General features: G+C 42.6%; 21 protein-coding genes and 1 riboswitch. Of the genes, 10 read left to right on the top strand and 11 right to left on the bottom strand.

Features of this window, described 5'->3' with window-relative positions; all coding sequences use genetic code 11:
* Positions 1–8: 8 nt before the first annotated feature.
* The 3 genes from MS_RS03190 to garL form a co-directional block, all read right to left on the bottom strand.
* Positions 9–1,151 carry a glycerate kinase gene (locus MS_RS03190; RefSeq protein WP_041639593.1) on the bottom strand — a complete coding sequence of 381 codons (1,143 nt, stop codon included), beginning with the start codon at positions 1,149–1,151 and terminating at the stop codon, positions 9–11.
* 123 nt (positions 1,152–1,274) lie between these two features.
* On the bottom strand, positions 1,275–2,162 hold the full coding sequence (garR, locus tag MS_RS03185; RefSeq protein WP_011199871.1) for a 2-hydroxy-3-oxopropionate reductase: 888 nt from the start codon (positions 2,160–2,162) through the stop codon (positions 1,275–1,277).
* Between the two features lie 79 nt (positions 2,163–2,241).
* Complete coding sequence (garL, locus tag MS_RS03180) at positions 2,242–3,012, bottom strand: 2-dehydro-3-deoxyglucarate aldolase (protein ID WP_011199870.1); 771 nt, start codon at positions 3,010–3,012, stop codon at positions 2,242–2,244.
* Between the two features lie 476 nt (positions 3,013–3,488).
* On the opposite strand from garL, the gene gudD reads away from it, so the two are divergent.
* The 5 genes from gudD (at position 3,489) to MS_RS03155 (ending at position 10,151) form a co-directional block, all read left to right on the top strand.
* Positions 3,489–4,817, top strand: a complete 1,329-nt coding sequence (gene gudD, locus MS_RS03175) for a glucarate dehydratase (RefSeq protein WP_011199868.1) — start codon at positions 3,489–3,491, stop codon at positions 4,815–4,817.
* Positions 4,818–4,930: 113 nt separating this feature from the next.
* Positions 4,931–6,316, top strand: coding sequence for a GntP family permease (locus tag MS_RS03170; protein ID WP_011199867.1), 1,386 nt, complete (start codon positions 4,931–4,933; stop codon positions 6,314–6,316).
* A 101-nt stretch (positions 6,317–6,417) separates the two neighbouring features.
* Entirely contained in the window at positions 6,418–7,269 is an 852-nt protein-coding gene (locus MS_RS03165) for an aldo/keto reductase (RefSeq protein ID WP_011199866.1), read from the top strand.
* A 107-nt stretch (positions 7,270–7,376) separates the two neighbouring features.
* A complete protein-coding gene (locus MS_RS03160) occupies positions 7,377–8,756 on the top strand; it encodes a GntP family permease (protein WP_011199865.1) in 1,380 nt (459 codons plus the stop codon).
* Positions 8,757–9,047: 291 nt separating this feature from the next.
* Positions 9,048–10,151, top strand: coding sequence for an SMP-30/gluconolactonase/LRE family protein (locus tag MS_RS03155; RefSeq protein WP_041639591.1), 1,104 nt, complete (start codon positions 9,048–9,050; stop codon positions 10,149–10,151).
* A gap of 118 nt (positions 10,152–10,269) precedes the next feature.
* On the opposite strand, the gene hpt is transcribed toward MS_RS03155, so the two are convergent.
* Together hpt and pmbA are read right to left on the bottom strand one after the other, a co-directional pair.
* The gene (hpt, locus tag MS_RS03150; RefSeq protein ID WP_011199862.1) at positions 10,270–10,809 is read right to left on the bottom strand and encodes a hypoxanthine phosphoribosyltransferase; all 540 of its coding nucleotides are present in this window, start codon (positions 10,807–10,809) and stop codon (positions 10,270–10,272) included.
* Between the two features lie 250 nt (positions 10,810–11,059).
* A complete protein-coding gene (gene pmbA / locus MS_RS03145; protein WP_011199861.1) occupies positions 11,060–12,415 on the bottom strand; it encodes a metalloprotease PmbA in 1,356 nt (451 codons plus the stop codon).
* A 138-nt stretch (positions 12,416–12,553) separates the two neighbouring features.
* Here pmbA and yjgA point away from each other — a divergent pair, with 138 nt between their 5' ends.
* Entirely contained in the window at positions 12,554–13,090 is a 537-nt protein-coding gene (gene yjgA, locus MS_RS03140; RefSeq protein WP_011199860.1) for a ribosome biogenesis factor YjgA, read from the top strand.
* A 339-nt stretch (positions 13,091–13,429) separates the two neighbouring features.
* A complete protein-coding gene (locus tag MS_RS03135; RefSeq protein ID WP_011199859.1) occupies positions 13,430–14,770 on the top strand; it encodes a ferredoxin reductase family protein in 1,341 nt (446 codons plus the stop codon).
* A gap of 7 nt (positions 14,771–14,777) precedes the next feature.
* Here MS_RS03135 and MS_RS11135 read toward each other — a convergent pair whose 3' ends face one another.
* Entirely contained in the window at positions 14,778–14,915 is a 138-nt protein-coding gene (locus MS_RS11135; protein ID WP_011199858.1) for a hypothetical protein, read from the bottom strand.
* A 23-nt stretch (positions 14,916–14,938) separates the two neighbouring features.
* Positions 14,939–15,032: riboswitch (TPP riboswitch) on the top strand.
* Positions 15,033–15,171: 139 nt separating this feature from the next.
* Here MS_RS11135 and thiD point away from each other — a divergent pair.
* A complete protein-coding gene (gene thiD / locus MS_RS03130) occupies positions 15,172–15,981 on the top strand; it encodes a bifunctional hydroxymethylpyrimidine kinase/phosphomethylpyrimidine kinase (RefSeq protein WP_011199856.1) in 810 nt (269 codons plus the stop codon).
* The gene (gene thiE, locus MS_RS03125; protein ID WP_011199855.1) at positions 15,968–16,630 is read left to right on the top strand and encodes a thiamine phosphate synthase; all 663 of its coding nucleotides are present in this window, start codon (positions 15,968–15,970) and stop codon (positions 16,628–16,630) included. The genes thiD and thiE overlap by 14 nt, the downstream gene beginning before the upstream one ends.
* 47 nt (positions 16,631–16,677) lie before the next feature.
* On the opposite strand, the gene MS_RS03120 is transcribed toward thiE, so the two are convergent.
* From MS_RS03120 to gss, 5 genes are all read right to left on the bottom strand, one after another.
* Complete coding sequence (locus MS_RS03120) at positions 16,678–17,358, bottom strand: M15 family metallopeptidase (protein WP_011199854.1); 681 nt, start codon at positions 17,356–17,358, stop codon at positions 16,678–16,680.
* Between the two features lies 1 nt (position 17,359).
* Positions 17,360–18,493 carry a succinyl-diaminopimelate desuccinylase gene (gene dapE / locus MS_RS03115; protein WP_011199853.1) on the bottom strand — a complete coding sequence of 378 codons (1,134 nt, stop codon included), beginning with the start codon at positions 18,491–18,493 and terminating at the stop codon, positions 17,360–17,362.
* An 862-nt stretch (positions 18,494–19,355) separates the two neighbouring features.
* Positions 19,356–19,892 carry an REP-associated tyrosine transposase gene (locus MS_RS03110; RefSeq protein ID WP_041639589.1) on the bottom strand — a complete coding sequence of 179 codons (537 nt, stop codon included), beginning with the start codon at positions 19,890–19,892 and terminating at the stop codon, positions 19,356–19,358.
* A 50-nt stretch (positions 19,893–19,942) separates the two neighbouring features.
* A complete protein-coding gene (locus MS_RS03105) occupies positions 19,943–20,287 on the bottom strand; it encodes an ArsC family reductase (RefSeq protein WP_011199851.1) in 345 nt (114 codons plus the stop codon).
* A 9-nt stretch (positions 20,288–20,296) separates the two neighbouring features.
* Positions 20,297–22,186, bottom strand: a complete 1,890-nt coding sequence (gene gss, locus MS_RS03100) for a bifunctional glutathionylspermidine amidase/synthase (protein WP_011199850.1) — start codon at positions 22,184–22,186, stop codon at positions 20,297–20,299.
* Between the two features lie 576 nt (positions 22,187–22,762).
* On the opposite strand from gss, the gene MS_RS03095 reads away from it, so the two are divergent.
* On the top strand, positions 22,763–23,332 hold the full coding sequence (locus tag MS_RS03095; RefSeq protein ID WP_011199849.1) for a Dps family protein: 570 nt from the start codon (positions 22,763–22,765) through the stop codon (positions 23,330–23,332).
* The last annotated feature ends 28 nt before the right edge of the window (positions 23,333–23,360 follow it).

The raw sequence follows: 23,360 nt of genomic DNA, 5'->3' as shown, positions 1-23,360 counted from the left end.
ATAAATCCTTATGAAATTTTCATCTTAAGTGTCGCTGCAATATTTCTCGCGGTAATTTCCAAATTTTCCGCCGCATTGGTAGGATCCAACGCTTCCGGCAGGCTACAAACTTTATTAAGTACACTAAATACCGCATCTAAGCCATAATCATAAACCACATGGATATCTTTTCCTAAACTTCCTGCAATCCCGATTACCGGTAGATCATAGCGTTTTGCGATAGCCGCTACACCGACAGGTACCTTACCATTAATACTCTGATGATCGATACGCCCTTCTCCGGTAATAACCAGATCGGCATCTTTTATTTTACTTTCTAAATCAAGTAATTGAGTAATAATACCGATACCGCTTTTAAGCTCGCCTTTTAACACGCCGGCAAAAGCGGCACCTAAACCGCCGGCCGCACCGGACCCAGGTAAATCTTTCACATCGATATTTAAATCTTGCTTAATAATATCCGCATAATGGCTTAAAGCCTCATCTAATTGCTTAACCATTTGTGGCGTAGCACCTTTTTGCGGTCCAAACGTTGCAGATGCTCCATTTTCCCCAACTAACGGGTTAGTCACATCGCAAGCCACATCAAACTTACATTCGGCTAAACGGCAATCCATTGTTGAAAAATCAATTTTAGACAGACGAGCCAGTTCCGCACCGCCATAACCTAAGGATTTACCTTGTTCGTCCAGCAATTTCACTCCTAAGGCTTGCAGCATACCCGCACCACCGTCATTGGTAGCACTACCGCCTAATCCAACAATAAAATGGCGAACTCCGGAATCCAGTGCCGACAGGATCAACTCACCGACACCGTATGTGGTGGTAATTAACGGATTCCGTTTTTCCATGGGGACTTGTTCAATCCCGCATGCGGCGGCAATTTCAATGAAAGCGACAGAATTATCATGAGATATGCCCCAAAATGCTTTTTGTTGAGAACCCAGCGCCCCTACAACATCCAACTCTATTCTTTTCCCGTTTGTCGCTTCAACCATCGTATCTACGGTACCCTCACCACCATCGGCAACAGGCACTTTTACATATGTTGCATCAGGAAAAATTTGTTTAAATCCTTTTTCAATTATATTAGCGACATTCATAGCTGAAAGGCTTTCTTTATAAGAATCCGGCGCAATGACAATTTTCATCCTATCTCGCTCCATTATAATTTTTTAATAACCATACTTAAAATAACAATAAAATTAACCGCACTTTTATTGCTGTTTTAAATAAGGTTTTAAAGGAGCGAATAGTCGCTCCTTTTCATCTAATTAAAAACGTTTGATTTCCGTACCAGTTAAACGCTCATAATAGCGAGCCAATGCACTGTGATCCAATTTATCATCACCGGCCGAACGTAATGATTGCATCATTTCCATTACCGCAGATGTTAACGGAAGATTGGCGCCGACGCCGTGAGAAGTATCTAATGCGTTAGCAAGATCTTTAATATGCAAATCAATACGGAAGCCCGGTTTAAAATTACGATCCAATACCATAGGCGCTTTTGCATCTAAAACGGTAGAACCTGCCAGACCGCCGCGAATCGCCTGATAAACCAATTCTGGGTCAACACCCGCTTTAGTTGCCAGCATAAAGGCTTCCGACATAGCGGCAATATTTAATGCGACAATGACCTGATTGGCTAATTTCGTGACGTTACCCGCACCGATATCGCCGGTATAAACCACGGAACCGGCCATTGCTTTCATAACGTCATAATATTTATCAAATACATCTTTTTTGCCGCCTACCATTACGGATAATGTACCGTCTATCGCTTTAGGTTCGCCTCCGCTCACCGGCGCATCTAACATATCAATGCCTTTTTTCTCTAATTCGGCATAAATTTCACGGCTTGCTAATGGCGCGATAGAACTCATATCAATAAATACATAATTAGTATTTTGCGCTTCAATCAAACCGTTTTCACCGGAAACGACAGTCTTAACATGTGGCGAATTTGGCAGCATAGTGATCACGACTTCGACTTGTTCGGCCACTTCTTTTGGCGTCGCTGCGCTTGTTGCGCCTAAAGCAACAATTTCATCTACAGCCGCTTTATTAAAATCCAATACAACCAATGAATGACCTGCTTTGATCAAATTTTTACTCATTGGTTTTCCCATAATACCAAGACCAATAAATCCGATTTTCATGATATTTACCTCTTTTAATTAACGTTAATTGTAGAGAATACTCCCCACGGGTTTAGCTAAATCCGTCTATTCAAAGATTTTAACCTTTGAATTTTTCACTTAATGCTTTTGTTGCGCCGCGGAATACGCCTAAATCACTGCCGACGGCAACAAAGGTTGCGCCCCATTCAAGATAACGGCGCGCGTCGGCCTCAACCGGTGCCAAAATACCGCATGGTTTACCGTGTTTTTTCGCCGTAGCAAAAATATGCTGAATGACTTTTTGTACTTCCGGATGATTCGGTTGCCCTAAATAACCCAATGCCGCAGATAAATCACCTGGTCCGACAAATAAACAGTCCACACCGTTTACCGCTGCGATTTCATCGACATTATCCACACCTTTCTGACTTTCAATCTGTACGATTACACCGATATTGTCATTGATCACTTTAAAATAATCAGGAATAGTCGCATAACCGTTATTACGATGACTTACCGATACGCCGCGAATACCTTCAGGCGGATAACGCGTTGCCGAAACGGCTTCCTCCGCTTCCTCTTTAGATTCGACATAAGGCACTAAAACATTATAAAAACCAATATCTAACACACGTTTGATAATCACAGGTTCATTTTTAGGAACCCGGACAATCGGCATACTGGCACTGTCTTTTACCGCCATTAACTGAGGAATAAAAGAAAGCACATCATTCGGCGCATGCTCGCCGTCAAACAATAGCCAGTCAAAACCGGCTAAACCTAATACTTCAGCCGTAATCGGATTGCCTAATGCACACCAACATCCGATTAACGTTTCTCCTTTTAATAATTTCTGACGAAATTGATTAGGTACATATTTTTCGTTCATAACCTGTTTCCTTTATTTAAGTGGTTCAAGATTTGTGAAAAAGTCTAAAATCTTTTCTTCAAACAAACACTGTATATCATCACAAAAATATTTTATCTAAAATCACTTATTATGTGCATCCGCACTATTCGCTCTAAATTTCAGACCAATTGAATGCGATTCTCTTTTTATAAAATAGACAAAATCTGTCTAAGAATAGGTATTTTTGTGATCTTCATCACATTAATGTAGGCATATGCACAAATAAAAATGCATTTCAGCCTTTTATCTTCTGATAATCGCCGGATACCAAAAACAAGCTAATTTTCTATAATGCCCCTATTGAAATTCATTAGTGAAATGATAAACCAAGTTGTAATGTTGATTGCAAGCACTCTGAAAAAGAGCAATTGCCGAAAACAAATAAATTTGCGGAAAACTTACCACACTTTTATCCGATTTTAATCTTAAACTACAAACAATAAAGAGGATCTACTATGAGCACTCCAGTTATTACAGAAATGCAGGTTATCCCGGTTGCCGGTCACGATAGTATGTTATTAAATTTAAGCGGTGCGCACAGTCCGTATTTCACGCGCAATATCGTGATTTTAAAAGATAACAGCGGCAATACCGGTATCGGCGAAGTGCCGGGCGGTGAAAAAATCCGCCAAACATTGGAAGATGCCAAACCGTTGGTTATCGGCAAAACTCTGGGCGAATACAAAAATGTAATGAATACCGTTCGCCAAACTTTTAATGACCGTGATGCAGGCGGTCGCGGTTTACAAACATTCGACTTGCGTACCACTATTCACGTGGTAACCGCCGTCGAAGCGGCCATGCTGGATTTGTTGGGTCAGCATTTAGGCGTGACCGTAGCTTCATTATTAGGCGACGGTCAACAACGTGACGCCGTTGAAATGTTGGGTTATTTATTCTTTGTCGGTGATCGCAAAAAAACCAATCTCGCCTATCAAAGTCAGGAAAACGATCTGTGCGACTGGTACCGTGTTCGTCATGAAGAAGCGATGACACCGGAATCCGTCGTTCGTCTTGCCGAAGCGGCTTATGAAAAATACGGTTTTAACGACTTTAAATTAAAAGGCGGCGTATTAGACGGCTTTGAAGAAGCGGAAGCGGTGACCGCACTCGCAAAACGTTTCCCGCAAGCCCGTATAACCCTTGACCCTAACGGTGCCTGGTCATTAGATGAGGCGATTAAAATCGGTAAACAATTAAAAGGCGTATTGGCCTATGCCGAAGACCCGTGCGGGGCGGAACAAGGCTATTCTGGTCGCGAAATTATGGCGGAATTCCGTCGTGCTACCGGTTTACCGACGGCAACCAATATGATTGCCACCGACTGGCGTCAAATGGGACATACCATTTCATTGCAATCCGTGGATATCCCGCTTGCCGACCCTCACTTCTGGACAATGCAGGGGTCCGTTCGCGTGGCGCAAATGTGTAACGAATGGGGCTTAACCTGGGGTTCGCATTCTAACAATCACTTTGATATTTCACTTGCTATGTTTACCCATGTAGCGGCTGCCGCGCCGGGTGATATTACCGCAATCGATACTCACTGGATCTGGCAGGAAGGTAACCAACGTTTAACTAAAGAACCGTTGCAGATTAAAGGCGGTTTGGTTGAAGTACCGAAAAAACCGGGTTTAGGTATTGAAATTGATATGGATCAGGTTATGAAAGCTAACGAGCTATATAAATCAATGGGTTTAGGTGCGCGCGACGATGCAATGGCGATGCAATTCTTAATTCCGGGCTGGACATTTGATAATAAACGCCCTTGCCTGGTACGTTAAAACCTCGCTTTGATTTTAAAACAGATGATATACGGGTTAAGTATTCAATGAAAAATTACGGCAAATCCGTCCGGTTGAAACTTGACCTGTACCCTTTAATAAAGGAGTAAAAAATGGAAACTGCAGCTAGTATGTCGCAAATGCTTATCGGTTTGGCTATCGGTATTGCACTTCTCTTAATACTGGCAATGAAGACAAGAATCCATGTCTTTGTTGCTTTAATTCTCGCCTCGTTAACCACCGGTCTGATAGGCGGTTTACCTTTTGCCGAAGTGATTAGTTCAGTCACTAAAGGTTTCGGTAGTACGCTGGGCAGTACCGGTATTATTATCGGTCTCGGCGTCATGATGGGCGCAATTTTAGAAAAATCCGGCGCTGCCGAACAAATGGCTTTCTCTATTATCAAATTGATTGGTAAAGCCAAGGAAGAATGGGCTTTAGCCTTAACAGGCTATGTGGTTGCCATTCCCGTTTTTGCCGATTCCGGTTTGATTATTTTAACCCCGCTTGCCAGATCCTTATCCCGTATGACTGGTAAAAGCGTTATCGGGCTCGGTTTAGCCATGGCAACCGGTCTGCAATTAGCGCACGTATTTATTCCGCCGACACCGGGTCCGTTAGCGGTTGCCGGTATTTTAGATATCGATATGGGGATGATGATTATTTGGGGGATGATATTAACGGTTCCGACTTTGGTAATGTCTACGCTATACGCAAAATGGCTCGGTAAAAAAATCTATCAGATTCCTAACGAAGACGGTACCGACTTTGAACGCAAGGAATTTAAAGAGGAATACATTAAATCCATTGAAAATGTAGAACAGATTTATAAAGATAAGAATCTGCCGGGTGCCGGACTGTCATTTTCACCTATCGTAATTCCTTTAATTTTGATTTTAGGTAATACCACCGTTAATTTCCTGAAAATCGAAAATGGTTTTGCCGATTTGTTAAAAATAGTAGGCCATCCAATTATTGCATTGATCATCGGTCTTTTAATCGCTCTTTATGGTTTAGGTCGCCGTCTTTCTAAAGCGGAAACCAACAAAGCCATTGAAGACGGAGTAAAATCCACAGGTATGATTTTATTCATCACCGGTGCGGGCGGTGCGTTAGGTTATGTTGTGCGCGATGCCGGTATCGGTAATGCCTTAGGTGAAGCGGTTCTGACCGTCGGTATCCCGGGTATTTTGATTCCATTTGTAATTGCCGCGCTAATGCGTATTGCGCTGGGTAGCGCCACCGTCGCTTTAATTACAGCCGCAACCCTGGCCGCCCCGCTTGTACCGCAATTAGGTTTAAATCCGACTTTAGTTGCCATGTCAACCTGTGCCGGTGCGGTATCTTTCAGTTACTTCAATGACAGCGGTTTCTGGGTATTCAATGGTCTATACGGTTTGAAAGAAGTAAAAGATCAATTTATGGCTAAAACCATGGTTTCGTTTATCGGTGCTTTCTCCTGTTTGGCGCTGGTACTGATCTTTAATATCTTTATGTAAGATTTAACTCATAAAAATTTGTTTAGTTCGCTAATCAATCTTTAATCCCCTTTGCCGGCATCATACAATGTCGGCAAATTTGTTTACAGAATAGAGAAAGTATGAAAAAAATCACATTAAAAAATGGCGATAAACTGACCTTACTTGGCATGGGAACCTGGTTTATAGGAGATAATGCGCATTATCGTCAGGAAGAAATCGCTGCATTGCGTTATGGTATTGAGCACGGCATAAATCTCATTGATACCGCGGAAATGTATGGTAATGGCCGCGCCGAGCGGCTTATTGGCGAAGCTATTGCGCCTTATGACAGAAACTCGCTTTACCTCATCTCCAAAGTCTTACCGAACAATGCTAATAAACGTAAAATGGAGCAGGCCTGTAATAATTCTTTAAAAGCACTCAACACCGATTATCTTGATATGTATCTCTACCACTGGCGGGGCACAACACCGCTAGCGGAAACCGTCGAATGCCTGGAAGCATTAAAAAACAAAGGTAAAATTAAAGCCTGGGGCGTGTCTAATTTCGATTTGGAAGATATGCAGGAATTGCTTGCCTTACCAAACGGCAATCAATGCCAGTTAAATGAAGTTCTGTTTCACTTGGGTTCGCGCGGTATTGAATACGCCTTAAAACCTTATCAGGACAAACTTGCCATACCCACCGTCGCCTACTGCCCGCTTGCTCAGGCCGGTTCATTACAACGCAACTTACTTCGTCATCCGGAAGTCACAACGATCGCTGAAGAGCTCAACTGTACGCCATATCAGTTATTGCTGTTGTTTGTACTGGCGCAACCTAATATGATCGCCATTCCCAAAGCGGGACAAGTTCGACATATGAAGGAAAATATCGCCTGTTTAGACATGCAACTAACACAGCAGCAACTTGCTCGTCTGAACAATGCCTTTCCGTCCCCGACCCATAGAATACATTTGGATATTGTGTAAACTGCGGTCAATTTTCAACGGTTTTTCGTTTCGCGATTGAGATCACAAAACGAATTCCGGAAACTTGCTATCATTTTCGGAGTTCAATCTGATAGCAGGAGGTATTTATGAGCGGCATTTCCCTGATTATTAGCTTTATTATCGCGATTATTATCATGATTTGGATGATATCCAAACTAAAGGTTCACCCTTTTCTTTCGCTAATGACCATTTCGCTGGCGCTTGCTTTAGTTGCCGGTATTGAGCTGAATAAAATTCCCGGGATGATTGGTGACGGCTTTAGCAGCACCTTTAAAAGTATCGGTATTGTAATTATTTTCGGCGCAATTATCGGCACTATCCTGGAAAAAACCGGCGCAGCTCTGAAGCTTGCCGATATGGTGGTTAAACTTGTAGGGCAAAAACACCCCGAACTGGCCATGCTTATTATGGGCGCAATTGTGGGAATCCCGGTTTTTTGCGACAGCGGATTTGTGGTACTGAATCCGATTCGTGAAGCGCTGTATAAAAAAATCGCCGCCAATCCCGTGGCTACGGCGGTGGCATTAAGCGGCGGTTTATACGCCTCTCACGTATTTATTCCGCCAACCCCCGGTCCTATTGCGGCGGCCGGCGCATTGGGATTAGAATCCAATTTACTGCTCGTTATTATCATGGGGGTTGTAGTATCCATTCCGGTACTGACAGCCGTTTATTTCTTTGCCGGATATATCGGCAAACGGGTAACCCTTGATGAAGAAGCTCAGGCAGACGCTGCCATCGTCAAAAACTATGAACAATTACTTAAACAATACGGCATTTTGCCCGGCAAATTTTTAAGTCTTGCGCCAATTTTAATGCCGATTGTTTTCATGGCATTAGGCTCTATTGCAAAAATCGCGGAGATCGGCGGCAATACGGGAATAATTATTCAGTTTTTAGGTACTCCGATTATAGCTTTAGCTATTGGGGTTATCTTTTCCGTTTTTCTGCTGTTACAAACCAAAAAAATAACGGAGTTTAATGACTTAACCAACGAAACCTTAAAAATCGTCGGTCCTATTCTGTTTATTACTGCGGCGGGCGGCGTACTAGGAAAAGTCATCACTGAAGCGGGTTTTGTGGATTATATTAAGCAAAACGCGCATATTATCAGCACTACCGGCATTTTCTTCCCGTTTATTATTTCCGCGGTGCTGAAAACGGCACAAGGCAGTTCTACCGTGGCGATTATCACTACCGCCTCAATTATGGGCATGTACAGTGCCGGGGATTCGTTAATGAGCGTACTCGGGCTGACTTCAGAAATTGCCGCAGCGCTCTGCGTGATGGCCATTGCAGCCGGAGCGATGTGCGTATCACATGCCAACGACAGTTATTTCTGGGTAGTAACAAATTTCGGTAAAATGACGGCACAGCAAGGTTATAAAACCCAAACCCTAATGACCTTCATCATGGGGATCGTAGGTATTATCACCGTGTATATTTTGTCTTTGTTATTATTGTAATGAAATAACAAAACAAAAAAGTGCGGTAGAAAATTCAAAAGTTTTGCTCAGTCTCTCGAGATTTTGCGGAACCAATGCCCAAAAACAAATGTTTGTACAAAACTTTTAAATTTTCTACCGCACTTTTAGCTTTTAATTCCCCTTTTCTGTGATCCCGTTCACAACACATCGTGCAATCGCTCAAAAATTAAGCAACCAAATCTGTTTATTTTGTTAAATTATCAATGTTCTCTTTCCTTGCAACTTCTATACTAAACAAAGATTTTCTTGTTTATCAAATGGGAGATTGCTATGAATGAATCGAAGCAAACAAATGAACAAACTCAATATAACGAAATCAATTTTAGACGCCGGAGCGTATTACGCACGCTTGCCGGTAGCGTATTGTTATCGGTTACGGGCAGTACACTCGCCAAACAATGCGAAATTACATCGCCTGAAATCCTTAGCCCGCGTTATCCCGATCCCCTCATTGAAGTGTCGGATCCCTCTTTCAATAAATATCGCCTTTATTCCTCAAGCGTAGAACGCTTGGCTACGGGATTTCGTTGGGCGGAAGGACCTGTTTGGTTTGGTGACGGGCAATACTTATTATTTTCTGACATTCCTAACAACCGTATTATGCGTTATGACAATATCACCGGACAAACCGCAGTATTTCGCGAAAATGCCAATTACTCAAACGGGCTGGCGCGCGATAAACAAGGACGGTTACTGGCTTGCGAGCATTTAACCCGGCGCCTGACCCGCACCGAATATGACGGTTCCGTCACCGTACTGGCAGATAGTTTTGAGGGCAAACCACTGAATTCACCGAATGATATTGCAGTACAATCCAACGGAGCAATCTGGTTTACCGATCCTACTTTCGGCATTAACGGATATTATGAAGGAGAAAAAGCAAAAGCCGAGCAGCCGACGGCAGTGTATCGCATTGATCCACAAACAGAAAAATTAGAACGCGTATTAAATGACTTGCTGATGCCGAACGGCATTGCCTTCTCGCCCGATGAAAAACACCTGTATATTGTCGGACGTTTTTCCGAAACACCCGCCCTGCGTGAAATTTTCCGTTATGATGTAAGCACAGACGGTAAATTAAACAACAGAACGCATTTTTTCGACGGCGGTGAAAACGGCACATTAGACGGCATTGCCGTAGACGAAGACGGTAATATCTGGGCGGGCTGGGGCAGTATCAACAACAGCAAAAACGGATTATCCGGCGATATGGACGGCGTAATTGTTATCAATCCTCAAGGCAAACAAATCGCACATATTCATTTGCCCGAACGTTGCGCCAATCTCTGCTTCGGCGGATCGAAACGCAACCGTGTTTTTATGGCGTCAGGTCACTCATTATATGCGCTCTATGTGGAAACCCGCGGCACCTAAACCTGAATACCATTAACAAAATTACACTTAAAACTTCAATTTTGCCGGGCTTCTATATTTAAAATGCCCGGCAAAACTTTTCATTTTTTGACCGCACTTTACATCGGTTAAGTCAGATTTATTCCTCTAACACCACTTTCCCGATATAACCCAAATTACGATGATGTTGTGCGTAGTCGATGCCGTAACCTACTACAAATTCATCTGGGATCCGGAATCCAATCCAATCGACGGGTACTTCTACTTCGCGGCGTGAAGGTTTGTCTAACAGAGTACAAATTTTGAGGGAAGCCGGGGTGCGTAAATTTAAAATTTCCCGCACTTTTTCCAGGGTATAGCCGGTATCGATAATATCTTCCACAATTAATACGTGCTGATTTTTAATATCGCCGTCTAAATCTTTTGTAATTTTTACATCATGATTCGTCGTCATGCCGGAACCGTAACTTGCGGTAGTCATAAATTCGATTTCCACCGGCAATTTAATTTCCCGAACGAGATCAGCCATAAACATAAACGAGCCGCGCAACAAGCCGACAACAATTAATTTTTCAACCTGCTGCTGCCGGTAATAAGCGGTGATTTCAGCGCCTAACTGCTGAATTCGCGCTTTAACCTCTTGTTCCGAGATCAATATATCCACATGATGTTTTTTCATAAAATAATTTCCAATACTAAAAGGCGGATGAAGTGCAGTATCATAACATAAAAAAAGGCCGGTGTTTTACCACTCCGGCCTTTTTAGTACCCTAACGAATTTACTTTCTACTCTACCTGTTCGGAGCTATCTATGCCGACTAACTATAACCTACCAAATTATCTTTAATCGTACTCTTAACAGATGGTTTTATACTAAATGAAATGTTTATTATTGTCAATAAGAATTATTATCATTTAAGGTATAATTCTTAATTACCTGAAATTTTCATACTTTCCAATAAAATCGAACCTGTCTGAATATTAGAACGCTGTTCAATATCATCGCCGACTGCCACAATATCGCGCAACATATCTTTCAGCCGGCCTGCGATAGTAATTTCCGCCACCGGATATTGAATTTCGCCGTTTTCCACCCAAAAACCGGCGGCGCCCCGGGAATAATCACCGGTCACCATATTCACCCCCTGCCCCATCAGATCCGTCACTAACAAGCCTCTGCCCATTTGGCGCAATAAACTATCCAAATCGCCATTTGCATTCGGGCGAACCAACCAGTTATGAATGCCGCCCGCATGACCGGTACTTTGCATACCCAATTTACGGCCGCTGTAACTCGTTAATAAATACGTGCGCAAAATACCCTGTTCAACGATTTCACGCGACTGTGTTTTCACTCCTTCGCTGTCAAAAGGGGTTGAAGCCAATCTGCCCGTTAAATGAGGGCGTTCGCTGATGTGAAACCAATCGGGTAATATTTGTCGGCCTAAATGATCCAATAAAAAACTGGCTTTACGATATAAGCTGCCGCCGCTAATGGCGCCCGCAAGGGAACCGATTAAGCCGGTTGCTACATCGTTTAAGAAAATTACCGGCGCTTCCTGAGTCGTAATCTTACGTGGTTGCAAGCGTGCTACCGCTTTTTTAGCCGCATTTTCGCCCACCCAAACCGGACTTTCCAGCGCGTTTAAATCACGGGAAACTGTATATTCATAATCGTTTTCGAGCTCATCATCAATACCGCTCAATACCGAGCAAGAAATTGAATAACGGCTGGATAAATAACTTTGCAGCATACCGTAACTATTGCCGTATACTCTTACGCCATTATGTGAATTAAAGGAAGCGCCGTTGCTGTTTACAATCCGTTTATCATAATTCAGCGCCGCCGTTTCCGCCTGTAATGCCAATTCGATTGCCTGATCAACGTCCACTTCCGCCGGATTGTATAATGCCAAACTCGGCGCCTCAAACGCCATCAGTTCTTTATCCGCAAGCCCCGCGCATTCATCGGGAGAGGTGTATTTTGCGATAGCTAAAGCGGCTTCAACGGCGTTTTTAATCGCGTCCTTGCTTAAATCCGAAGTGGAGGCATTACCTTTTTGTTGACCTAAATAAACGGAAATACCTAATGCGCCGTCATTGTTGAATTCTACGTTTTCCACTTCTTTTAAACGGGTCGAAACCGATAATCCGTTAACTTTTGTTACCGCCACTTCTGCGGAAGCGCCTGCTTTTTGAGCGATTTCGACAGCATAGCTCACGGCATCACGCAACGCTTGTTCTTGTTGTTTTAAAAGTGCGGTCTGATTTTGCGAAATTTCCATAATTTGCCTTATAAAATGGGCAGTTCACCCAACTAATAAATACGTGTTATAAATGAGAAAATCCTCATTCTACCTTTATTTGTGGCATTTTATCTTATTTGCTACAATGTCGCAAAATATCAGTAGAAAGGGAAAAAAATGAAAAAACGCGGCAAAAAGCCTGAACTTGATTGGGAAACGGAAGAGCAAGAAGAAATTATCTGGGTAAGCAAAAGCGAGATTAAACGCGATGCGGAAGAACTCAAAAAACTCGGTGCAAAATTAGTGGATTTAACCAAAACCAACTTAGATAAAATTCCGTTAGACGGCAACTTATTAGAAGCCGTTGAATTGGCACGCCGTTCGGTAAAAGAAGCCAAACGCCGCCAGTTACAATATATCGGCAAATTATTGCGTAATACGGATGTGGAACCAATCCGGGACGCATTGGATAAAATTGAAAATAAACATAACCAACAGCAGGCAATGTTGCATAAACTGGAATTAATGCGGGACGAACTGGTTTCCAAAGGTGATGAAGGGTTGGTTGCGTTATTGATTGATTATCCGCAAATGGATCGCCGGCATTTACGTAATTTAATTCGTTCGGCTCAAAAAGAAAAAGAACAAAATAAACCGCCGAAAGCTTACCGCGAGATTTATCAATACCTCAAAGATTTTATTATTGAAGAATAATTTCTCTCAAGGCGCTTATATGCGCCTTTTATTTTACCAAACCTTAATATTCCCTTAATAAAAAGATTGTTTAATCTAGAGGCTGTTTATCTTTTAAGTATAAATTTTAATTTTGAAACCCTAGCACGGCAAAGCCGTACTAGGGTACGCATAGTTCCGCCCCTTTGGGGCTGTGAAATTAGGAGCAGCAAAGCTGCTCAACTATGCATAACCCAGTACGCTTGCGTGCTGGGTATAATAAATCGTTTAATTTTGTTTATTTTATATACTTAAAACATCAACAAGCCCTATTCAAAAGAACATTTTTGCTGTTTAAATCCTTATTCTAAGGAGGATACAATGAAAAACATAAAATTCTTATTGTGGGGAGTTTTAATCGGAATCAGCGCATTGTGGTTTCTTGCTGATGATTTAATTCCCGAGCCTTTCACCTATTTTTCTTTCCGTTTTGTAGTCAATCAATACACGGGAATTTTATCTATAAGCTTAATGAGTATAGCAATGTTGCTGGCGACGCGCCCAAGATGGCTGGAGAATTATCTGAACGGTTTGGACAAAGGTTATCGGCTGCATAAATGGTTGGGAATCAGTGCATTAATCACCGCCCTTACCCACTTTTGGTTCACTCACGGAACCAAATGGATGGTTGGTTGGGGCTGGTTGGAAAGACCTTTGCGACAAAGACAGCGCTTAGGGCAAAATGCCGGCGCCGGGCTTGAACAATGGCTGGGCGGTATGCGCGGAATTGCCGAAAGTATCGGTGAATGGGCGTTTTATCTTGCATTGATATTGATGATCGTTTCTTTAGTTAAAAAGATCCCTTACCGCTGGTTCGTAAAATTTCATAAATGGCTGGCGGCTGCCTATCTTGCACTGGTGTTCCACTCCGTAGTTTTAATAAAATTCGAATACTGGCATCAACCTATCGGTTGGGTAACGGCGGTTTTACTTACAGTCGGAGCAGTTTCCGCTCTGCTGATTCTGTTTAACCTGGCGGGTAAAAAAATACGTTATCAGGGAACTATTCGTTCCGCACGTCCGTTGCAGAAAATCGACGGGCTGGACTTAACAATCAATGTGCCGACATGGCAAGGGCATAAAGCCGGGCAGTTTGCCTTCGTTCACGCGTTAAATGATACGGAAAAACCGCATCCTTTTAGCTTTGCGTCCGCTTGGGATCCCGCCAGCCGGGATATCCGTTTCTGTATCAAGGCGCTGGGCGATTACACAGATACCTTGGCACAACGTTGGAAAGCAAATGACAAGCTGTTAATTGAAGGGCCTTACGGGCGTTTTACCTTCGCCGATGATGCCCAACAACAAATCTGGATTGCCACGGGAATCGGCATTACGCCGTTTATGGCTCGCTTGGAAGAACTGGCGCAATCAACACATAAGCAAACCGTGGATTTGTTTTATAGCTATCGTGAAAGCGATCCCGTTTTAATAGCGGAATTACAACAAAAATCGGCTGAAGCCGGTATCAATCTGCATTTACGTTGCTCCGCCGAACAAAGTCGCCTGACTTCAGCTGATATTATCAATACGGTGAAGGACCTGACCAAAACAAGCTTTTGGTATTGCGGTATCTCAGCATTCGGCGATACCTTATGCAAAGATTTATGCCGACAAGGACTGCCGGCGAGTCGTTTTCATCAAGAACTTTTCGAAATGCGATAGGGAAAGTTTAATCGTCGGATAAAAGTGCGGTCGTTTTTTTGCGATTTTTGAAAAATGCCGAAAAATGACCGCACTTTAATACCGACGGACGAATATCATTTTTAGTGACCAGGCTCACAATTCGAATAAAAAGTTTTGTTTTCATTGTTAAATCATTCTAAACTTAATCCTCATTAGTCGGGGTGCTGCATTTTGCGGCTGAGATAATACCCGTGAACCTGAAACAGCTAATACTGGCGTAGGGAACTAACCGCAAGCCTTTTCGGTTTTCAATAACTCATTGTCACACCGCTATTTTGCCATTCTCCCGATATCCGTTTTACGCCTTTGCTATTCAATAACATTGTTTTTTGAATATCCATCAGCACTAAATTATTCTTTAAACGATAAAGGAGAAAATAATGGTTATCCCTCAAGTGCTTACTATTGCAGGCTCTGACAGTGGCGGCGGCGCCGGTATTCAGGCGGATCTAAAAACTTTTCAAATGCGCGGTGTGTTCGGCACTTCGGTAATTACCGCGGTAACCGCACAAAATACGCTGGGTGTTTTCGATATTCACCCGATTCCCCTCGCCAGCATTCAGGCGCAATTGAGAGCGGTTGCGAAGGATTTTAGTATTTCCGCCGTGAAAATCGGCATGTTGGGCAATACGGAAATTATTCAATGTGTGGCGGACTGTCTGGAACAATATCAATTTTCTCATATTGTGCTAGACCCGGTGATGATCGCCAAAGGCGGCGCAACACTTTTAGAACAAAGTGCGGTTGCCGCATTAAAAAATTTGATACTGCCTAAAGCCTGCCTCATTACGCCGAATATTCCCGAGGCGGAACGTATTACCGGCACTCAAATTAAAAACGAAGCGGATATTTTCAACGCGGCACAAATTTTTCATGAACTAGGCGCAAATACGGTGGTGATCAAAGGCGGACATCATAATAATTCGCAAAGTAAGCTCTGCAAAGACTGGGTTTTTACTCAAAAAGGCTATTTCACCTTGGAAGCTCCTCGCTTCGCTACACCGCACACCCATGGTACCGGTTGCACCTTTTCAGCCTGCCTTACCGCCGAACTTGCTAAAGGTAAGCCTGTTGAACAAGCGGTTCGCACGGCAAAAAACTACATTACGGCGGCAATCGGTCATCCGTTAAATATCGGCCACGGGCACGGACCGACAAATCATTGGGCATATCAAAATGAACAAGATTAAATCCATGCTTTCCGTTTATTTTATTGCGGGTTCGCAAGATTGCCGCCATTTACCCGGGGAGCCGACTGAAAATCTGCTGACGATTTTGCAACGGGCATTGGAAGCGGGCATTACCTGCTTTCAGTTTCGGGAAAAGGGCGAGCAATCTCTGGCTTGCGATCTCCAATTAAAACGACGATTAGCTCTTAAATGCCTGCAATTATGCCGGCAATTTCAGGTTCCTTTTATTGTTAATGACGATGTTGAGCTTGCCTTATCCATTCAAGCCGACGGCATTCATGTGGGGCAAAAAGACACAGCGGTGGAAACCATTTTGCGCAATACCCGCAATAAACCCATTATTGGATTATCAATTAATACATTAGCACAAGCATTAGCAAATAAAGATCGGCAGGATATTGATTATTTCGGTGTCGGCCCAATTTTCCCGACAAATTCTAAAGCTGATCATTCGCCCCTCGTCGGTATGAATTTTATTCGACAAATCCGACAATTGGGCATAGATAAACCCTGTGTTGCCATAGGCGGAATTAAAGAGGAAAGCGCCGCGATATTACGTCGCTTAGGCGCCGATGGTGTCGCCGTGATTTCCGCCATCAGCCATTCCGTCAATATAGCTAACACGGTGAAAACCTTAGCGCAGAAGTAAATGTTGATTACAAGACAACTGACCCAACATGGCGCCTTTCTAATATTTTAATAAATAAACCGTTCGAAAATTTCCGGTAAATGGGCGATTAATGTTTGGCGACCTGCGATGTCTTCATTTTCCCAGGCATTAAGCAAAATTTCGGGGGTGAATTGCTTTTCCAGCTTCTCCGCCAACGGTAAATAACTGATATGCCAGGGTTCTCGCCCGATTTCTTTGCCTTTAGGCGTTTGCATAAAAGGCAAAACAAAATCAAACTGCGGTAAATTTTGTTGCAGAAACCGGCTCAACTCAAAAAAATAACCGTCTTGCTCATATTCCCAGGGTTCCAGTTGCAATTGTTGATGCTGCGGTAACAAATCGGGATCAAAAAAATCAATTTCGGTTCCCCAATGATGACGGCTTGCTCCCGGCAACGCCGACCAGCGTAAAATAGCCTGCGCTTTTTCCCAACAGGAAAGTGCGGTCAAATCCAGCGGATTTCCTTGATCATCATGTACCTTGCGTTCGCCGTTAAATTTACCGTTCCAAATCAATTGCTGGCGGGCAAAATCCCGGAAAGTGCTGGCAGGCTGCAAATTAAAGCCGTTTTTGACCGCACTTTTCTGCAATGCCTGAAAAGCCTTTAACGCTTGCGGCTGCAAGAAATGATTATTTGATAAGGGACAAGGCAAATTCAACAAATGGGAACGGGATTTGCCGGTGAGGTTTTCAGCGCCGAATCCCATATTATTTCCCCAACAGATTCACCAACATTTGTCGGTAAACCTCACCTAAAGTCGCCAAATCCCTGCAACTTACGCATTCGTTAACTTTGTGAATTGTGGCGTTCAACGGACCAAGCTCTACAACCTCGGCGCCCATTAGCGCTATAAAACGTCCGTCGGAGGTGCCGCCGCCGGTATCAAGTTTCGGTTTAATGCCCGCCACGGATTCAAGGCTTTCCACCACGGCATTCAGTAATTTTCCCGGTTTGGTTAAAAAAGGTTTACCGGACAAATTCCAGTCAATACGATATGTCAAATCATGCTTTTGCAACATCTCCGCCACTTTATTTTTAATAAACTCATCAGTAACTTCGGTGCAATAACGCAGGTTAAACTGCACGTATAATTCGCCGGGAATCACATTATTACTGCCCGTACCCGCATGAATATTGGCGATTTGTAAACTTGTAGGCGGGAAAAACTCATTGCCGTTGTCCCACTCGTAAGTCGTTAATTCGGTTAAAAATTTCGTTGCTTTATGAACCGGATTTTCGGCTAAATGCGGATAAGCCACATGACCTTGAATTCCCTGAATATAAAGGTCGCCGGTAATAGAACCACGCCGCCCGTTTTTCACAACATCACCCAATTGTTTCGCACTGGAAGGTTCGCCAACCAGGCAATAATCAATATTTTCACCGCGTGCCATTAAGCTTTCAACCACTTTAACCGTACCGTCTTTCGCCGCTGCTTCTTCATCCGACGTGATTAATAAGGCAATAGTTCCGGCATGATTCGGGTTAGCTTTAACATATTCTTCCGCAGCAACAATCATTGCGGCAAGAGAGCCTTTCATATCCGCCGCACCGCGTCCGTAAAGCATATCATCTACAATTTGAGCGGAAAACGGCGGATAATTCCATTGGTTTTCATCGCCGGTAGGTACTACATCCGTATGCCCGGCAAAAGCGACCACAGGTGAAGTAGTACCGTGTTTAGCCCAAAGGTTTATGGTATCGTTAAAAGACATCCATTCAATGTTAAAGCCCAGCTTTGTTAAACGCTCTGCAATAACCTGCTGGCACCCTTGATCATCCGGGCTAATTGAAGGACGACGGATTAAATCCTGTGCAAGATTGATAATTGTGTTTTTCATTTATTTTTTATTCTCACTCGTAGCCGGTGGGCTGGCAAGCCCACCCTACACGGATATACGATTAACCAAAAGTTTTTTTATATTCTTTTATATCAAAACCAGTTAATAGGATACCGTGCAAAATTAATCATTGTGTTTTTTCGTTTGTTTTTTATTCTTACGCGTAGGGTCTGCTTGCCAGCCCACCAATTTCATAATTAATCCAAATAAAATTTCCGGGCAGATTCAGAAATATAACTTTCCCAATCTAATTCAAAAATCCTATGTTTAACATCTCGAAAGCTTACCGGTGGGCTGGCAAGCCCACCCTATACGGATATACAATTAACCGAAAGCGTTTTTATATTCTTTTATATCAAAACCAGTTAATAGGATACCGTGCAAAATTAATCATTGTGTTTTTTCGTTTGTTTTTTATTCTTACGCGTAGGGTGGGCTTGCCAGCCCACCAATTTCATAATTAATCCAAATATAAATTCCGGGCAGATTCAGAAATACAACTTCCCCAATCTAATTCAAAAATCCTATGTCTAACATCTCGAAAGCTTGCCGGTGGGCTGGCAAGCCCACCCTACACGGATATACAATTAACCAAAAGTTTTTTATATTCTTTTATATCAAAACCAGTTAATAGAATACCGTGCAAAATTAATCATTGTGTTTTTTCGTTTGTTTTTTATTCTTACGCGTAGGGTGGGCTGGCAAGCCCACCCTACACGATATACGATTAACCAAAATTTTTTATATTCTTTTATATCAAAAACCAGTTAATAGGATACCGTGCAAAATTAATCATTGTGTTTTTTCGTTTGTTTTTTATTCTTACGCGTAGGGTGGGCTTGCCAGCCCACCAATTTCATAATTAATCCAAATATAAATTCCGGACAGATTCAGAAATATAACTTCCCCAATCTAATTCAAAAATCCCATTTTTAACATCTCGATGAAAAGTTGAATATTTCCAATCCATAACTTGAGATACATAACCATGTTTTACAGGATTGTAATACACGTAATCAATATGATTATCCAAATCTCTGTCATCTCTGATCAAATGTTCCCAAAATCGCCGTTGCCAAATACCTGCTTCCCGTTTGAACTGACGACTCAAATTCATATTACGATAATAAGTTGGTAATAATGAACTAAAATTATATTTTAAAGAGGAAATTCTTTTTGAATAATCTGAATCATTTTCTGGTAATTGCATAATTAAATGAAAATGATCAGGTAATACTGTTAGTGCAATTGTTTCAAATGGATAATATGAAACAACATCTTGATAAGCTTGCTTAAACTCATTTATATATTTTATTAGAAGCCCGTCACTACGTTGGTTTATAACAACGGTAAAAAAATAAGTTGCACCCGGTGAAAAATCTCTTCGATAATTTGACATAATATCATCCATGCTTATTATTGGTGGGCCGGCAAGACCACCCTACGTAATTAACCAAAAGCTTTTTTATATTCTTTTATATTAAAACCAATTAATGCGATGCCGTCTTGCAGGATAATAGGGCGTTTGATTAATGTCGGCTGTTCGGCGAGAACTGAAAGTGCGGTATGTTTTTCCATATTTTCTTTGATTTGGCTGTCTAAATTACGCCATGTGGTACTGCGTTTATTCACCAGCGTCTGCCAGCCAAACTGTGCTTCCGCATTAATTAAAAATTCGGGGTCTAATCCGTCCGTACGATAATCGTGCAATTTATGCTCAATATTGTTATCCGTTAACCATTTCAAGGCTTTTTTCACCGTATCGCAATTTTTAATACCGTAAACCGTTATCATTTATTATCCTTATTTTGCTAAAAAGTCTTTATCGTTTAATACGCGTAAGGGCTGCATATCGCTATCGCCCACAATAATCCGACTCGGATCCGAGCGTAAGCAACTGCCGCCGTAATGCCCGCCGACGGTAAAAGTACAAATCTGTACATATTGTTCTTCCACTTTCGGCAAACACCAAAGTTGCTGATAAATATGTTCCTGCTTGCCAAAACGTCCGTGCGTTACATCCAAGCGGCTGTGTTGATCGGCAAACAATGTTACATTATCGCCTCGACGACCGGCAATCGGTTTTTTCGCGTAACCGTTTTTAATCAGATTTTGGGTCAGCTCAAAGCCGGATTCCAACAAATAACGGTGATTCGGGAATAATGACCAAAGTACCGGCAAAATCGCTTTATTACTCGGAATTGCCGTCCATAAAGGTTCATAAACCAGCACTTCCGGGCGCAATAACACATCAATTAAACGCACTTTGTCTTCAGGGTAACCGGTTCGAATCGGCGGCGCAACTTCTCTGCCGGTGGCGTCTTCACGGAGTTGTTCCAACATGGTTTCCCATGCCCAGGTTTTCCATACGCTTAGAATTTGGTTATCTTCATCATCAAGCAATCGTCCCCGTTTGTCCCAATGTAACCCTTCCGTACCGTGAATAATTTTGGTCCGGCAACCTGCTTGCAGCAATGCGGACTGCATAAACATCGAATGATAATCTTCTTCGCTGTCGTTATCCTGCATAATATGCACCAAAGGCGTATTATCCCGATGTTTCCAGCAATCAGCTAAAGCATTGCGCAAATGGGCGCCCGGATCTTCCCCGTTATCCAAGCCCGCAACCTTTGCCCAGCGTCCTAAAATAGCGCCGGCTTCCGCATGACAGGAAGCGGAATCCGCATTATATTCATAAACTTTCAAGCCCCGCTCGTCTAAACAAAAATCCAATCTGCCGGATACGGTCTGATAACGACGGTTCTCCCAGGATAAACGCAACCGAGGCCATAATAATTTAGGAATATTAAAATATTTCAATAAGTTATCATCATTAAGCACTTTATTGGTGGCATGCAGATACATTAAATGCAACTCATTCGTTGCGCGAATTAATTCATGTTTTGCCGTTTCCGAAATAGTAAAATAACGATATTGATCCGTACGGCTCACCTGGTGACCATTCATCGCCGTCACATAAAGCTTTTCGAAAGGATCGCTTTCATTCAGCCATTTGCCGTCGAATTGCCCTTTATTTTCAATATGTTCCGCATGAATTTCCAAGCTTTCCGGCGCCGCCGTCGGCTGCGGCAAACTATAAGTAGAGTCATCAGTCTGAATCATCCAGCCGAGAATTTCCGTGTCATCAAAAGTATCATGCAAAATATATCCCTGCTCCGTCACAGACATCGGTAATTCCCGCGTCCATTGCTGCCCGCTCGGTAAGCGGTAATGAATAACATTTTGTTCCGCAATGCGGATTTTATCGTTAAAAACTTCCGTAATAATCGCTACATGCCCGGTTTCCTGAAATTCACCGCCTTCTTGCCAAATAAGTAACGCACCCGGTTCAGGCGACTTTTTGCTACCGTTTGCATAAGCCTGAAGCGGCACTAAAGCATCATTGACAACCTGACGCAAAAAACGTAGCGAAAAAATTTCATAAGCCATGCCCACATCGGTAAACACCATGCCGTGATTTAAATAAAGATAACGACGGGCAAACTCGACGCACTGCCATTTGTATCCCATGTATTCGCGACCTAAATAGCTACGGAATGCGGCATCGTCGGGGTATTCGTTTTTATCGGCGGTTTCGTAATCAGAAGAATAAATTGCGATTCCTCCGGGGGCATAACCGAGCAAACTGCCGAAAGCGTCATGCGTGGGAATATTTGGAGAGATTTCAGACATAATAAGGATTCCGAATAAAAAATTCGTTTTAGTATAGATCTAAACAAGAGCAAAAACATCTTTTCGGCTAAAACTGCGGTGGAAATTTTAAAAATTTTGAAAAATTGACCGCACTTTTCATATAGGCTGACAGGCAGGAAGGGCTGGATACATAAGGTAGAATGGATTAAATACATTAGGTAGGGTAGATTGAATACATTAGGTAGGGTGGGCTTGCCAGCCCACCAAACAAAAACCAATAGGCGCCCGGTTATCCCGCTACGCTACATATCAATTTATTTCTGTAATCGGTGGGCTAGCAAGCCCACCCTACATGAATAAAGGGCTGATAAGCTCACCCTACATGAATAAAGAGCTGGCAAGCCTACTCTATATGAATAAAGTGCGGTGAATTTTTTTAAAATTTCCCGCTTTAATTTAATAATTATTTTCAATTAATAATAAAAGTTCAATAAATAAAATCTATTAAATCTATCTTTTTTAACAATTAGCTTTCGGCAGTAAAGTTGCACATAATAATCACAACAATACAGAGCACAACAACACAGAGCACAACAACACAGAGGAGAATATATTATGAACACAAAAACCATTTCATTTCCATCATTAACTTTAACCGAAAAATCTCAGGCTTTAACGGCGGATATTAATAAAAACGCAACGCACAGCGTACCGGGTATTGATGTAAATACCGGGCATTCCATTGCCGAGGCACTGCAAGCCCGCTTGCAAGGATTGAACGAATTGGCGCTAATTTTAAAACATGCGCACTGGAATGTTGTCGGTCCGCAATTTATTGCGGTACATGAGATGCTGGACTCGCAAGTTGACGAAGTCCGTGATTTTGTTGATGAAATTGCCGAACGTATGGCGGCATTAGGCGTTGCGCCGAACGGTTTATCCGGTAATTTAGTCGCAAATCGTCAAACGCCGGAATATCCGTTAGGCCGGGCAAGTGCGCAGGATCATTTACGCATTATTGATAAATTCTACAGTTTCAATATTGAATCGCACCGTGTCGTTCTGGCGCATTATGGCGAGCTAGATCCGATTAGTGAAGATTTGCTGGTTGCGCAAACCCGCGCGCTTGAAAAATTGCAATGGTTCATTCGTGCGCATTTAGATAACGGTAACGGCAGTATTTAACAAAAATTGCAGAAATCCGACCGCACTT

Origin of the sequence: [Mannheimia] succiniciproducens MBEL55E, from assembly GCF_000007745.1 — a bacterium.
Lineage (GTDB): Bacteria > Pseudomonadota > Gammaproteobacteria > Enterobacterales > Pasteurellaceae > Basfia > Basfia succiniciproducens.
This window is presented reverse-complemented; position numbering and strand designations above follow the sequence as displayed.

What these genes read in the sequence shown, in the direction of transcription:
- MS_RS03135 (WP_011199859.1), top strand. Translation starts at nt 13,430, where the DNA reads ATGAAAAACATAAAATTCTTATTGTGGGGAGTTTTAATCGGAATCAGC.
- yjgA (WP_011199860.1), top strand. Translation starts at nt 12,554, where the DNA reads ATGAAAAAACGCGGCAAAAAGCCTGAACTTGATTGGGAAACGGAAGAG.
- MS_RS03110 (WP_041639589.1), bottom strand. Translation starts at nt 19,892, where the DNA reads ATGTCAAATTATCGAAGAGATTTTTCACCGGGTGCAACTTATTTTTTT.
- garR (WP_011199871.1), bottom strand. Translation starts at nt 2,162, where the DNA reads ATGAAAATCGGATTTATTGGTCTTGGTATTATGGGAAAACCAATGAGT.
- MS_RS03160 (WP_011199865.1), top strand. Translation starts at nt 7,377, where the DNA reads ATGAGCGGCATTTCCCTGATTATTAGCTTTATTATCGCGATTATTATC.
- MS_RS03105 (WP_011199851.1), bottom strand. Translation starts at nt 20,287, where the DNA reads ATGATAACGGTTTACGGTATTAAAAATTGCGATACGGTGAAAAAAGCC.
- hpt (WP_011199862.1), bottom strand. Translation starts at nt 10,809, where the DNA reads ATGAAAAAACATCATGTGGATATATTGATCTCGGAACAAGAGGTTAAA.
- thiE (WP_011199855.1), top strand. Translation starts at nt 15,968, where the DNA reads ATGAACAAGATTAAATCCATGCTTTCCGTTTATTTTATTGCGGGTTCG.
- MS_RS11135 (WP_011199858.1), bottom strand. Translation starts at nt 14,915, where the DNA reads ATGAAAACAAAACTTTTTATTCGAATTGTGAGCCTGGTCACTAAAAAT.
- pmbA (WP_011199861.1), bottom strand. Translation starts at nt 12,415, where the DNA reads ATGGAAATTTCGCAAAATCAGACCGCACTTTTAAAACAACAAGAACAA.
- MS_RS03190 (WP_041639593.1), bottom strand. Translation starts at nt 1,151, where the DNA reads ATGAAAATTGTCATTGCGCCGGATTCTTATAAAGAAAGCCTTTCAGCT.
- thiD (WP_011199856.1), top strand. Translation starts at nt 15,172, where the DNA reads ATGGTTATCCCTCAAGTGCTTACTATTGCAGGCTCTGACAGTGGCGGC.
- MS_RS03095 (WP_011199849.1), top strand. Translation starts at nt 22,763, where the DNA reads ATGAACACAAAAACCATTTCATTTCCATCATTAACTTTAACCGAAAAA.
- gss (WP_011199850.1), bottom strand. Translation starts at nt 22,186, where the DNA reads ATGTCTGAAATCTCTCCAAATATTCCCACGCATGACGCTTTCGGCAGT.
- MS_RS03165 (WP_011199866.1), top strand. Translation starts at nt 6,418, where the DNA reads ATGAAAAAAATCACATTAAAAAATGGCGATAAACTGACCTTACTTGGC.
- gudD (WP_011199868.1), top strand. Translation starts at nt 3,489, where the DNA reads ATGAGCACTCCAGTTATTACAGAAATGCAGGTTATCCCGGTTGCCGGT.
- MS_RS03155 (WP_041639591.1), top strand. Translation starts at nt 9,048, where the DNA reads ATGAATGAATCGAAGCAAACAAATGAACAAACTCAATATAACGAAATC.
- MS_RS03120 (WP_011199854.1), bottom strand. Translation starts at nt 17,358, where the DNA reads ATGGGATTCGGCGCTGAAAACCTCACCGGCAAATCCCGTTCCCATTTG.
- garL (WP_011199870.1), bottom strand. Translation starts at nt 3,012, where the DNA reads ATGAACGAAAAATATGTACCTAATCAATTTCGTCAGAAATTATTAAAA.
- MS_RS03170 (WP_011199867.1), top strand. Translation starts at nt 4,931, where the DNA reads ATGGAAACTGCAGCTAGTATGTCGCAAATGCTTATCGGTTTGGCTATC.
- dapE (WP_011199853.1), bottom strand. Translation starts at nt 18,493, where the DNA reads ATGAAAAACACAATTATCAATCTTGCACAGGATTTAATCCGTCGTCCT.